The organism is Nonomuraea ceibae (assembly GCF_019396325.1).
In the GTDB taxonomy this organism is placed as follows: Bacteria; Actinomycetota; Actinomycetes; order Streptosporangiales; family Streptosporangiaceae; genus Nonomuraea; species Nonomuraea ceibae.
Window position 1 is genome coordinate 43362 of the sequence record NZ_JAHKRO010000060.1, and the last position, 13190, is coordinate 56551.

Sequence of the window (13190 nt, forward strand, 5' to 3'; positions counted from 1 at the left end):
TCAGAGGATCGTGAACGCGGACCCAACCGCGTGGGAGCGGCGCAGCGTCACCCTCGTGGTGCCGCCCGTCCAGCCGCGCAAGCTGGCGAAGGTGCCCTTCGTCGAGCTGGCTGACGGACGCCTGCAGGGCGTCGTGTCGAGCGGATCGGACATCGGGCGGGTGTACGTGTCCTTCATCGCCGCCGGAACCCACGACTTCAACTGCAGCACCAACAACAACCGGCCCTGCGGCGGCCTCTACGGCTCGCCGTGCAAGCACCTGAACTCGCTGGTGGCCGAGGCGATCGTGCAGTACGGCGCCGGGCGCGTCGCCCGCTACCTGCGCGTCGACGGCGCCGAGACCGTCGAGACCAGCCACGACCTGATCAGGCGCCTGACCGGCGGGCACGAGCCGGGTTCGGCCGCCGTGGTGTTCAGCCGGTTCCTGCGCCACCTCGGCTACCTGGAGCTGCCGGCCAGCACCGCGCCGCTCGCCGAGATGCACTGGTTCCCCTCCACCGGGGCGGTGCGCTGATGCTGGACGTGCAACTCGGCGCGCTCGACACCGGCCTGCCCCCGGGTGTCGAGGAGGCCCTCGGCCTGGTCTCCGCCTTCGACGAGACGCTGGGCACCGGGCTCGGCCGGCTCAGCCAGGAGGGCGCCCAGGCGGTCACCGGCCTGGCCGCCGCCGTGGCCGCGACCCCGCTCGGCGACCGGGCCGTCGAGGCCGCCGACAAGATCGCCACCGGCTCGGTCGCGGGCGACCATCTGACGATGCTCGCCGGGGCGCGTGCCGCGCTGCTCGGCGCCGTCGCCGACGCCCTGCTGGCCCGCCTCGACGAGGCGCTCGGCCGGACCCGCGCCCAGTGGGAGGAGCCCGCCGCCGGCCCGGCCGAAGCTCCGGAGAACCTGCTCGTCGGCTGCCGGTCCTGGCTGCACGAGGTGGCCATCACCGGCTGGCGCGGCGTCGGCCACGACCTCGTCGCCGCCTCCGACCAGGCCATCGAGGCCATGTTCGGCGAGCCCGCGCTGCGCCGGGCGGCCGTGCTGCTCGACGGGCTCGCCGCCGAGCTGCGCGCCTCCAGCCCCGTCGCCACGATGGAGAAGCTGCCGGAACGCCGCTGGGCCGACCTGTGGACCCGCGCCCTGATGCTCACCCAGCCCGGCCGCGCCGGCGCCGACCCGGGCGTCCCGGTGTCCGGGCGGCTGCTCATCCTCGGCGCCGACGTGCACGAGCACGCCACCGCCGTCCAGGTCCAGGTGCACGGCCTGCTGGAGCCGAAGGACGGCGGCACGCCCCGGCTGGTGCGCACCGCGATCTCCGCCACCAAGGTCGACACCGTCGTCGGCCCCGCCGTGTGGGGCGTCCTCCAGGACTATCCGGCGCTGCTCGGCGCGCTGGCCAGGCACCTGTCGCTCGACCTCACCGACATGCCGCTGCTGGCGAGCGGCGACCTGCTGTGGGACGACGCCAAGGCCGCCGTGGGCGAGCTCGCCGCCCCGTTCGCCGTCGCCCGCGTCCAGCTCGCCGGGGCGCTCGCGCCCGCCGGGCCGCCGATCGACCGGCACCCCGTGGCCATCGCCGAGCCGGTGTTCGTCGAGGGCTACAAGGCCGTCAAAGCGGGCGAAGGGATCGAGTTCCGGCTCGGCGACCAGGCGATCGCCGTCGCCACCGACCGGCTGCCCGGCTGCGGCCCGCTCACGCCCCAGCTCCTGGCCACCTCCACCGCCTGCATCGGCCTGCTGCGCTGGGACGGCCGCTGGCTGCTCCAGCCGCTCGCCGTCCAGTCGACGGTCAAGCGCCAGCAGGTTGCCGTGCACAACGGCGACTGGGCGCTCGGGCCCACCGACCCCAAGGTCGTCAAGTCGCTGGCCAGATCGGGCGACGCGGTGGCCGTACTCCGCGAACGAGCAGGACGGCTGCTGAGGAAATGACCGATACCCGCGCCGAGGAGAACCGGCGCCAGGTGCTGCTGTGGCGGCTGCTGGCCCGCGTGTTCGAGACCGACGAGCAGCCGGCGCTCGAAGCGGCCAGCGTGGCCGCCGTCGACGCGCTCGAGCTGCCGCCCGCGCTGCTCGACCCGTCGGTGTCCGTCGACACGCTGGTGCAGCGCTTCCCCGAGCTGGCCGAGGAGTTCCGCGGCCTGATGGCGCCCGGCGAGGACGACGAGGAGCCGCGCGACCGGGCCCGCACCGCCGCGCTGGCGTCCAAGCTGCTGCTCAACCTGTTCGCCACCGGCAGCGGCGACGTCTCCGCCACCAAGCTGGCCGCCTGGCAGCAGGACGCCGGCTGGTTCGAGCAGGCGCTCGGCTGCGAGCCCGGCGAGCTGCGCGCCCAGCCCGGCGGCAACGGGCTCGGCGGCCTGCTCGCCGGCCTCGAAGGCGACCTGGTCAGGCGCATGCGGCTGCGCGAGGTGCTCGCCGACCCGGCGCTGTCGCGGCAGCTCACGCCCAGCATGTCGCTCATCGAGCAACTGCTGCGCGACAAGGACAACCTGTCGGGCGTCGCCCTGGCCAACGCCAAGGCGCTGATCCGCCGCTACGTCGACGAGGTCGCCCAGGTGCTGCGCACCCAGGTGCAGCAGACCAGCGCCGGCACCATCGACCGGTCGGTGCCGCCCAAGCGGGTGTTCCGCAACCTGGACATCGAACGGACGATCTGGAAGAACCTCACCAACTGGAGCCCCGACGACGAGCGGCTCTACGTGGACCGGCTCTTCTACAAGCACACCGCCAAGCGCACGGTCCCGGCCCGCATGATCGTGGTCGTCGACCAGTCGGGCTCGATGGTGGACGCGATGGTCAACTGCACCATCCTGGCCTCCATCTTCGCCGGGCTGCCCAAGGTCGACGTGCACCTGATCGCCTACGACCACCGGGCGCTCGACCTGACGCCGTGGGTGCACGACCCGTTCGAGGTGCTGCTGCGCACCCAGCTCGGCGGCGGCACCAACGGCATGGTCGCGATGAGCCTGGCCCGCCCCAAGATCATGGACCCGCGTAACACCGCGCTGGTGTGGATCTCCGACTTCTACGACAACCGGGACGTGCAGACCGAGTTCGAGTCGCTGCACCGCTCCGGCGTGAAGCTGATCCCCGTCGGGTCCGTCAGCAGCTCCGGACATCAGAGCGTCGACTCCTGGTTCAAGCAGAAGCTGAAGGACCTGGGCACGCCGGTGATCTCCGGCCACATCCGCAAACTCGTGTTCGAGCTCAAGAACTTCCTCAACTAGGAGAATCCCCCAATGACCGACGAGATGCTGCGCGCCCCCGCCGAGGTCAAGTACGCAGAGGAGCTCGACTGGCTGGAGTCGATCGACGACGGCCCCAAGCCGTTCTCCTGGCGGCTCAGCCCGCGCATGGTCCGCCTGTTCGTGCTCGGCTCCGAGCGCTCCGACGGCCTGGACCGGGAGATCGCGCAGAAGTGGTTCGGCGACCGGAGCTTCGTCGAGCGTGCCATCGTCACGCTGGCCTCCGACCGCGGCCTGCTCCTGATCGGCGACCCAGGCACCGGCAAGAGCTGGCTCGCCGAACTGCTCGCCGCCGCCATCTCCCGCAACTCCACGCTGGTCGTGCAGGGCACCGCGGGCACCACCGAGGACCACATCAAATACTCGTGGAACGTCTCCATGGTGATCGCCAAGGGGCAGTCGCGCGAGTCGATGATCCCCTCGCCGATCATGACGGCGATGGAGCAGGGCGTGATCGGCCGCTTCGAGGAGCTGACCCGCTCCACCAGCGACGTCCAGGACGCGCTCATCTCCATCCTGTCGGAGAAGTACGTGTCCATCCCCGAGCTCGACGACGACAACATCGTCTTCGCCCAGCCCGGCTTCTCCATCATCGCCACCGCCAACAGCCGCGACCGGGGCGTCAACGACCTGTCGTCCGCCCTCAAGCGGCGCTTCAACTTCGTCCGCATCCCCGTCGTGACGAACAAGAAGAGCGAGGCGGAGATCGTCCGCTTCCGCACCACCGAGCTGCTGCGCCGCCACAACATCGACCTGGAGCTGCCGCCCACGCTGCTCGACATCCTGCTGCAGAGCTTCGCCGACCTGCGGGCCGCCGCCGCGTCCGCGCAGAGCGACGACGGCAAGCTGGAGTCGGCGCTGTCCACCGCCGAGCAGATCGGTGTGCTGGAGGACGCGATCCTGCACAGCAACTTCTTCGGCGACCGCACGCTCAGGGCCGAGACGCTGGCCGGCTCACTCGTCGGGTCGCTGGCCCGGCGCACCCCCGAGGACCTGGCCATCCTCAACAAGTACTGGCACGGGGTCGTCGAGCCGCGCAGCAAGAAGGACGGCGGCGAGTGGCAGGGCTTCCTCGAAGGCGGCCGCCAGGCCATCGCCACCCTGTCATGAGCCTCTTCGGCGCGCTGCGCGAGCAGCTCAACGATGCCGCCGAGACCTTCGCCGGGTCGCCCGGCGCCCTGTCCGAGATCCTCACGGGCATGGTCGACGACGTCGACCGGGCGCTGGGCGAGCGGCTGGAGATCTTCCCGGTGTGCCACCACTCGCCGGCCTCGGCCCTGGCCATGGCCAGGCGGCTGCGCGAGAAGCAGCCGCAGGTCATCTACCTGGAGCTGTGCGAGGACCTGCGGCCGCTCCTCGACGAGCTGCGGACCTGCAAGCTGCCGGTGGCGCTCCAGGCGTTCGCCACCGACCTCGACGGCTTCCCGGAGAGCTGGGGGCCGCTCAGCGTGGTCGCCCCCATCACCGAGGCGTCCGCCGAGTATCAGGCCATCGCCTACGCGCTCGACACGCCCGGCGTGGAGCTGGTGCTGGTCGACCGGTCCTCCGACCACGTCTTCCAGTGGCATCCCCGGGAGGAGCCCGGCAGGCCCGCCGAGGAGGCCGGCCTGCACGGCGACGCGGTCGGCGTCGAGATCGGCGACCTGCGGCCCCGCTTCGCCGAGCTGGAGGAGCACCTGCTGCACCACGGCAAGGTCCGCCACTGGTCCGAGTGGTGGGACCAGTACGTGGAGCAGCCGCTGTCCGGCGCGGACTACGACACCTACCGCCAGGTCATGGTGCTGATCGGCAGCCTGTTCAGGCGGCTGCGCCCGCACGACTCGGCCAAGCTCGACCGGGACGAGGACCGCGAGCGGTACATGTGGACGCGCATGCGCGAGCACCTGGCCGCGACCGGCGCCGACCCCGAGCGCTGCCTGTACGTGTGCGGCGCCTTCCACGCGGCCAGCCGGGTGGAGGAGTTCGGCCTGGACGCGACGCGTACGGACTTCGACATCTCCCCGCGGACCGCCACGAACTGGCTGTACGGCCTCATCCCGTCCAGCCACTCGGCCATCGAGGCCCAGTTCGGGCTGGCCCCCGGGTCGGTGTCGATCGCCGCCGCCACGTACGCCAAGGCCACCACGCGCGGCGGCGTCAAGCCGTACGCGCTCAAGGGGCAGCCGTCGAGCAAGCGGCCCGCCAAGGCGAAGCCCGCCGCGCCCCTGGTGCCCGCCGACCAGCTCACCGGGTTCCTGTCCAGGCCGCCCGAGCGCGACCCGCTCGACGAGGCCGAACTGCTCGGCTGGTGCGTCGACATCGTCCGGCTGGCCCGGCGCAACGGCTACCTGTCCAGCACCGCCGACGCCATCGCCGTGTACGAGACGTCCATCCTGCTCGCCGGGATCCGGGGCAGGGCCAGGCCGACGCCGTACGACTTCCAGGACGCGGCCGTCACCTGCATCGAGAAGGACACCGTGCCCGGCCGCCGGGACGTGCGGCGGCTGTGCGAGATCCTGCTCGGCGGCGACCGGATCGGCGAGGTCGGCTACCAGTCGCTGCCGCCGCTCGCCCAGGACGTGTTCGAACGCCTGGAGCCGCTCGGCTTCGACATGAAGAAGCGGGCCGTGCACCGGGTGCTGCTCGACCTGAACGCCACCCCCGAGCTGCGACCCTGCTCGCAACTGCTGTGGGTGCTGCGGCGGCTGATGCCCGACGACCACGCCGTGCGGCCCATCATGGGCAGCAAGCAGCTCGGCGAGCGCTCCATCCAGGAGAGCTGGGACGTCGCGCTCGGCCACCACCAGCGCGCGCTCATCGAGCTCGGCTACGAGGGCGTCACCGTCGAGCAGGTGCTGGAACAGCGGCTGCGGCGCAGCGTGTGGGAGCCGAAGGCGACCGCCGCCGACGCGTTGCAGGCGGTCGAGGAGGCCATCCTGTTCCTGGGCGGCCGGCGCGTCGCCGACGAGCTCGGGGCGCGGGCCGTGGACCTGCTCGCCGCCGAGCGGAGCGTCGACGACGCGCCGGACGTGCTGCGGCGCATCCGGCGGCTGCTGGCCCACTACCGGGCCAGCGAGCCGGCGCTGCCCGAGTGGTGTGAGCGGTTCGTCACCACCGGCTACGCGCAGTACTGCACGCTGCTGCCCACGGCGTTCGTGGCCGAGGACGTCGGGGTGCGGCAGGTGGCCGCCATGCTCGGGTTCCTGTCGTCGATGGAGAGCCTGGCGCTGTCGCTGGGCTGCGACCGGGCGCAGCTCGAACTGGCCGTGCGCCAGTCGCACCCGGAGACGCCCGGCAAGATCGCGCTGCTGTGGGCGGCCCAGTTCCAGCTCGGCGTGCTGGCGATCGCCGACCTGCGGGAGCGGTGCGCGGAGCTGCTGGACAACCCGCTGGTGGTGCCGTCGTTCCCGCAGTACCTGAGCGGGTTCGTGCAGGCGCTGGAGGCGGCCCCGGCGCTGACGCCGTTCGTGGTGGAGGTGATCTCCGGGGCGTTCGCCAAGCTGCCCGACCGGGTGCTGCTGCCGTGGCTGCCGACGCTCATCGAGACGCTGCGCAAGGAGGCCCCGGAGCTGGTCCCGATCCTGATCCGGGAGGCCGGGCGCACGTTCCCGGCGACGCTCGCGGCCGTGGACGCCTGGGTGGCCCCGTGGGAGCGGGCGCCCGGCGACGGGCCGGGCGTGCGGGCGGCTCCCGCCGCCGTCACGGGCGGGCCGGCCGCCGAGCTGCTGGCGGCGCACCCGGCTCCCAGCGACGCCGTGGCGGCGCTGCTCGGCTGCGAGGGCGGCTGGGCGCCGCTCGGCTCCGGCGACGCCGCGCCCGGGGCTGCCCCCGAGGTGGCCGCGCTCCTGGCCCGGCATCCGTCGGCGGCGGACGCGCTGGCAGGCGTGCTGTGCGCGGCCGGTAAGGGGTAGGGACAGCCCTACCCCAAGAGGCCAGCGAGCGGGAGAGTGGCGGCAGGGGTCCGAACCGTACGTTGAGGTACATGACGAACCTCCGCCGCCGCATCGCCGTCGACACCCGCTACGTCCTCACCGGTTTCCCCCTCGCCGTCATCGGCTTCTGCCTGATCGTGACCGGGATCGCGGCCGGGCTGGGCAGCGCCGTCGCCTTCGTCGGCCTGCCGATCCTGGCCGCCACGGCCACGATGGCGCGGCGCTTCGCCGACGTGGAGCGGGCCGCGCTGCCGGAAGTGCTCGGCCGCCCGGTCGCCCGCCCCGAGTACCGCGAGGCCCCGGCCTGGGCCGGCTGGTTCCGCCGCACGATGAACCCGGTGCTCAACGCGCAGGCCCCGATGGACCTGCTGTACGCCATCCTGTCCTTCCCGATCGCCATCGTCTCGTTCGTGTTCGCCGTCGTGTGGTGGGCCGGGGCGATCGCGGGCCTGACGTTCCCGGTCTACGGCTGGCTCCTGGCCGGTCTGCCCGGCTTCCACGAGGGCGGGCTGCCCGCGCTGCTCGGCTTCGGCACCGACATGGCGACCCACATCACCTTCAACGTCATCGTGGGCGTGCTGTTCGCGCTGACGCTGGTTCCGGTGCTGCGCGGCGCCGCGCTGGTCAAGGCCACGCTCGCCCAGGCGATGCTCACCCGTCCCGCCTACGCCCCCCGCTCCGGCCTCCGGCACGCCGCCCACGTGGGCGTGTCCTGACCCCATATCGTGGGACTCAACGGACATCCATCACGAAAGGGGCGAGCGTGCGCAGCGCATTCTTCGGCAACATGGACCCCCAGCAGCTCCCACCGGGCTTCGCCCTGCAGAACTCCAAGATGCTGCGCGTCCAGCTTCCCGAAGTGCTGGCCAAGCAGGGCTCGATGGTCGCCTTCCAAGGGCAGATGGACTTCGACTACGAAGGGTCCGGCAGCCTCGGCAAGCTGTTCAAGAAGGCCATGACGGGTGAGGGCGCCTCGCTCATGCGGGTGCGCGGGCAGGGCAACCTCTACCTGGCCGACAACGCCGACGACATCCACCTGTTCTTCCTGGAGAACGAGGGCCTGACCGTCAACGGCCGCAACCTGCTCGCCTTCCAGCCGCAGCTCGCCTGGGACATCCAGCGGGTGCAGGGGGCCGGCATGGCGGCCGGCGGCCTGTTCAACACCACGCTCAACGGCACCGGCTGGGTCGCCGTCACCACCCACGGCACGCCGGTGGTGCTCGACGCCGCCGCCATGCCGACGTACGCCGACGGGCAGTCGGCCGTGTGCTGGAGCACGTCGCTCAAGGTGGGCGTCAACCGCACGTTCAAGGCCGGCGCGCTGATCGGCCGGGGCAGCGGCGAGGCCATGCAGCTCGCCTTCCAGGGACAGGGGTTCGTCCTGGTCCAGGCGAGCGAGGGCCCGCCGGTGGTGCAGGCCAAGGGCTAGTGGCTCTCCTGCCGGGGGAGCACCACCTCGGCCAGGACGAGCTGGATGGCGGCGGCCACCGGGATGGCGAGCAGAGCGCCGACGATGCCGAGCAGCGCGCCGCCGATCAGCGCCGCCACGATCGTGGCGGGTGCCGGGGGGGGCCCTATGTCCGCGAAGAGGCACATCGAGACGCCGGGACGTCTTCATCACGCGCGGCGCGATCAGGTAGTTCTCCACCTGCTGGTAGGCGATGAAGAACACCAGACAGGCGATCCCCACCGGCATCGACACGAAGAAGCCGACTATCGAGGCGACCCCGGCGCCGATGGCCGCGCCGATCAGCGGGACCAGGTCCGTCACGGCCACGATGATCGCCAGCGGCAGCGCGTACGGCACCCCGGCGATCGACAGGAACAGGAACGACGTGACACCCGCGATCAGCGAGATGATCAGGTTGCCCGCGACGTACCCGCCGACCCGCCGCAGCACCTCGTCGCCCAGCAGCCGCACCCGCTCGCGGCGGCTCTTCGGCACCAGCCGGTAGCCGAGCCCGGTGATCGAGCGCAGCGACGCCAGGAAGTACAGGGTCAGGATCAGCACCGTGAGCGCCGAGAACAGGACGCTCACCACGACGCCCGCCGCGCCCAGCAGCCCGCTGAACACCTGCGTGCCCATATTGCCGCTGAGCAGGTAGTCCTGCGCCCGCTCCAGCAGCCCGAACCGCTGGTCCAGCTCGCGGACGCCCGGATTGGCGAGAAGCTGCTCGATGTAGGCGGGCAACTGCTCGACGAACTGGCCCGTCTGCTGCGACAGCGCGGGCACCACCGCCACGCCGAACAGCACGAAGAACCCGATCACCGCCGCGAACACCATCCCGATCGCCGCGCCGCGCCGCAGCCCGCGCTCCTCCAGCCGGCGCACCGCCGGGTTCAGCCCGACGGCCAGGAACAGCGACACCACGATCAGGATCAGCGCCGACGCCGTCACGGTCAGCGCCTGCACCAGCAGCCAGGCCGACAGCACGCCCAGCGCCGCCGTGAACCCGAACATGAACGGGCTCCCGCTCACCGGCCGGCCCGGCTTGCCGAACGGGGCCTTCTCACCGCGCCGCGCGGCCGGGACGCGCGGCGCGAAGCCCTCGACCCGCACCGCGCGTCCGTCGGACTGCGCGTGCTCTTGCGTGGGGTTCGTCACGAGGGGATCTCCTAGGGCGGGACCCGTCCTCTGCCCCGAGCGAGCGTGTTCAGCCCTGCGGAACGATGTTGTGGTTGAGCCGGAACACGTTGCCCGGGTCGTAACACCGCTTCACGGCTGCCAGCCGCCGATAGTCCGTTTCCGTGTACGCGTCCCGCACCCGGGTGCTGTCGGCCAGGAAGTTCAGGAACGTCCCGCCGATGCCGTGCTGCCCCAGCCTCTCGCTGAGACCCGGCAGCGCCTGGTCCACGATGATCGAGAACGGCAGCCCGCGATGGCCGACCGGCCCCGCGTCCGGCCCCGCCTGGGCCATCGCGCCGCCCCAGTGCCGCAGCTCCACCGTCGCCTCCCGGCCCGTCTCCACCAGCGCGCCGATCAGCTCGTCCGGCAGCGACGGGAACAGGTCCAGGTAGCGCGCGGGCGTCCCGCCCATCGCCGCCCGCGCGTACGGCACCGGCCGCACGCCGTCCGCCAGCGCCGGACCGGCCGCCTCCCACAGCGGGCGCAGCACCTGCCGCCCCCGCTCCGCCGGGCCCGCGTACATGGCCTTGATGCCGACCGCCCGGCCGCCGTCGGGCCCCTTGGTGAGCATGATCGCCGTGCTCACCTCGTCCGGCGCCGACGCCGCCCAGTCGCGGTAACGGGCCAGCGTCTCCCCGGCCCGCTCGTACGGGAAGAACGCGATGCCCGCGAACACCTCAGCCACCGGGTACAGGCGGAACTCCAGCGACGTCACCATCCCGAAGTTGCCGCCGCCGCCCCGCAGCGCCCAGAACAGGTCGGCGTCGCGGTGCGCGTCCGCCGTGACGATCCGGGCGTCGGCCGTGACCACCTCGGCGCTCAGCACGCTGTCGGCCGCGAACCCGTACCGGCGCGACAGCCACCCGACGCCGCCCCCGAGCGTGAAGCCCGTGACGCCGACGTCCGGCGACGAGCCCGACAGCGGCGCCAGCCCGTACGGCGCGGCAGCCGCCAGGACCTGACCCCAGCGGGCGCCCGGCCCGACCCGCGCCACCCGCCTGATCGGATCGATCTCCACCCGGTCCAGCGCCGTCGTCCGCAGCAGGATGCCGCCGTCCGACGGGACGTGCGTGCCGTGACCCGTCGCCTGCACCGCCAGCGGCAGGCCCAGCTCGCCCGCCGCCGCCACCGCCGCCCGCACGTCCTCCCGCCCCGACGCCTCCGCGACCAGCACCGGCCGCGCGTCGACGGCCGGGCTGAGCGCCGCGCGCCCCCGCTCGTACCCCTCGCCACCCGGCCGGTGCACGGCTCCACGGAAGCCGGCGATCCCGTACGTCCTGTCCGCGAGCTGCTGCACCATGTCCCTGACCTCCTGTTTCCCGACTGCCTCCAGCCTCCCGCCGGGCACCCCCCGGACACATCCGTAGTCACCACGGATTCACCACGGAAAGTCCTGATAGGCGATGATGTGGACGTGACGGTGTCAGGTCCGGGCGGGGTGTCGAGGCGCGAGGCGGAAGTCCTCGAGGCGCTCGGCGCGCGGCTCACGAACGCGCAGATCGCCGGCCGCCTCCACATCTCCATCCGCACCGTCGAAAGCCACGTCTCGTCGCTGCTGCGCAAGTACGGCGTCACCGACCGGCAGGAGCTGGCCGCGCTCGCCGTCCCCGCCGGCGAGCTGGCCGGGCTGCCCGTCACCCGCACCTCGTTCGTCGGCAGGCAGGCCGAGCAGGAGGCGATCACCGCCGCGTTCGCCACCTCCCGCCTCGTGACCCTCGCCGGGCCAGGCGGGGTCGGCAAGACCCGCCTCGCCGTCGCCGTGGCCGGCGCCCTAGGCCACGGCGGCGCCTACACCGACCTCGTCCCCGTCCGCGACGGCTTCGTCACCGAAGCCGTCGCCGCCGCCCTCGGCGTCTCCGAGCAGCCGCAACAGCCCCTGGCCGACGCCGTCACCGACCGGCTCGGCACCACACCCGCCCTGCTCGTCCTCGACAACTGCGAACACCTGCTCGACGAGGTCGCCGGCTTCGTCGACCGGCTCCTCGCCCGCTGCCCCGGCGTCCGCGTCCTCACCACCAGCCGCGAACGCCTCGGCATGCCCGGCGAACGCGTCATCGCCGTCGAACCCCTCCCCGCCGGCACCGACGCGGTCACCCTCTTCCACGACCGCGCCGCCGCCGCCGGACAGGACGCCCTCGACCCGGCCACCGTCGAGACCATCTGCGCCCGGCTCGACGGACTGCCCCTCGCCGTCGAACTCGCCGCCGCCCGCAGCGCCGCCCTCGGCGCCGAAGGACTGCTCGCCGCCCTCGACGACCACCTCCGCCTGCTCGCCGGCGGGCGCGGAGCCGACCAGCGGCACCGGTCACTCCGCGCCGTCCTCGCCTGGAGCCACAACCTCCTCGCGGACCCCGAACGCGCCCTCCTGCGCCGCCTGTCCGCCTTCACCGGCGCCTTCGACCTCCCCGCCGCCGTCGCGGTCACCGGCGAGGACCGCATCCACGTCGCCGACCTCCTCGGCCGCCTCGTGGACAAAAGCCTCCTCCAGCGCGGGGCCGGCCGCTGGTGGCTCCTGGAGACCGTCCGCGCCTTCGCCGCCGAACACCTCGCCGCCGCCGGCGAAACCCCCGCCACCCACGCCCGCCACCTCACCTGGGCCGCCACCACCGCCGAATCCCTGACCGCCCGCCTCCTGCCCCCCACACCCGCCCCCGACTGGACGGCCGGCGGCGCGGACTCCCGTCCGGGAGAGGCGGTCCGGCCATCACCCCACTTGGGGGAGGCCCCCGCCGGGACGGCCGGTGGTTCGCCTACGGGCTCCCTTCGGGGGGAGACTCCCGCGTGGGCCGCGGTTCCCGTGGAAGGCGGGCGCGCCGGGGTGGCTCGTGCGGGGGTGGCGTGGTGGGCGGAGTTCGACGCCGTGGCCGACGATCTCCGGGCGGCGCTGGCCAGGGCCCAGCCTGGCGAGATGGCGCACCGGCTGGCCAGGGCGCTGGGGCGGCTCGCGTACGGGCGGCGCTTCCTGCGGGAGGCCATCGCCCACTTCCGCCACGCCGCCACGCTGGCGTTGACCCGGCACGATCCCGCAGAACCGCACCCCACCCCGGAGCAGGCCGCGGCGAACGCCCGGGATGCGGCGGCCGACCTGGGCGCCGCCGCCGAGTGCGCACTGGCCTTCGCCGACTCGGCGCTGGCGTACGAGCTGCACCTGGCCGCCGCCGAGCACGCCCGTCAGGCGGGTGACGGCGACGCCCGGGCGATCGCGCTGGCCAGGGCCGCGGTGATCGCGAGCCGCCACCCGGGCTTCGGCACCGGCCTCACCGTCACCCCCGCCCAGCTCCACGCCCTCGCCGAGGAAGCCGCCACCGCCGGCGACCCGGCCAATCCCTACGTGACGGCCCATGTCGCAGCCGCCTACGCCTGGACCACCCACCCCCTGACCCCCCACCCCCCTTCAACGGGACCGACACAGCCCACCCCTCC

10 protein-coding genes and 1 pseudogene are annotated in these 13190 nt (G+C 73.2%); 8 read left to right on the forward strand and 3 right to left on the reverse strand.

What is annotated here, in order from left to right; translation table 11 throughout:
- Positions 1–10: 10 nt before the first annotated feature.
- The 7 genes from KME80_RS30275 to KME80_RS30305 all read left to right on the forward strand — a co-directional run bounded on the left by KME80_RS30275 (position 11) and on the right by KME80_RS30305 (position 8570).
- Positions 11–514: a hypothetical protein gene (locus tag KME80_RS30275; RefSeq protein ID WP_219509822.1), complete on the forward strand. Its 504-nt coding sequence runs from the start codon at positions 11–13 to the stop codon at positions 512–514.
- Positions 514–1914, forward strand: coding sequence for a hypothetical protein (locus KME80_RS30280; RefSeq protein WP_219509823.1), 1401 nt, complete (start codon positions 514–516; stop codon positions 1912–1914). Before KME80_RS30275 ends, KME80_RS30280 begins: the two co-directional genes overlap by 1 nt.
- The gene (locus KME80_RS30285; RefSeq protein ID WP_219509825.1) at positions 1911–3212 is read left to right on the forward strand and encodes a vWA domain-containing protein; all 1302 of its coding nucleotides are present in this window, start codon (positions 1911–1913) and stop codon (positions 3210–3212) included. The genes KME80_RS30280 and KME80_RS30285 overlap by 4 nt, the downstream gene beginning before the upstream one ends.
- A gap of 12 nt (positions 3213–3224) precedes the next feature.
- Positions 3225–4340, forward strand: a complete 1116-nt coding sequence (locus KME80_RS30290; protein WP_219509826.1) for an ATP-binding protein — start codon at positions 3225–3227, stop codon at positions 4338–4340.
- On the forward strand, positions 4337–7120 hold the full coding sequence (locus KME80_RS30295) for a DUF5682 family protein (protein ID WP_219509827.1): 2784 nt from the start codon (positions 4337–4339) through the stop codon (positions 7118–7120). The genes KME80_RS30290 and KME80_RS30295 overlap by 4 nt, the downstream gene beginning before the upstream one ends.
- Before the next feature lie 71 nt (positions 7121–7191).
- Positions 7192–7857, forward strand: a complete 666-nt coding sequence (locus KME80_RS30300; protein WP_219509828.1) for a sensor domain-containing protein — start codon at positions 7192–7194, stop codon at positions 7855–7857.
- A gap of 47 nt (positions 7858–7904) precedes the next feature.
- A complete protein-coding gene (locus tag KME80_RS30305; protein WP_308125984.1) occupies positions 7905–8570 on the forward strand; it encodes an AIM24 family protein in 666 nt (221 codons plus the stop codon).
- Here KME80_RS30305 and KME80_RS52105 read toward each other — a convergent pair.
- The 3 genes and pseudogenes from KME80_RS52105 to KME80_RS30315 form a co-directional block, all read right to left on the reverse strand.
- Positions 8567–8689, reverse strand: a complete 123-nt coding sequence (locus KME80_RS52105; protein WP_281427234.1) for a hypothetical protein — start codon at positions 8687–8689, stop codon at positions 8567–8569. The genes KME80_RS30305 and KME80_RS52105 overlap by 4 nt on opposite strands.
- Before the next feature lie 112 nt (positions 8690–8801).
- Positions 8802–9602: pseudogene (locus KME80_RS30310) on the reverse strand (AI-2E family transporter); the annotation flags it as partial.
- 193 nt (positions 9603–9795) lie between these two features.
- Complete coding sequence (locus KME80_RS30315; RefSeq protein WP_219509829.1) at positions 9796–11067, reverse strand: FAD-binding oxidoreductase; 1272 nt, start codon at positions 11065–11067, stop codon at positions 9796–9798.
- 114 nt (positions 11068–11181) lie between these two features.
- On the opposite strand from KME80_RS30315, the gene KME80_RS52110 reads away from it, so the two are divergent.
- Positions 11182–13190: ATP-binding protein (locus KME80_RS52110; RefSeq protein ID WP_219509830.1), on the forward strand; the 2009-nt coding region annotated here is incomplete at its 3' end.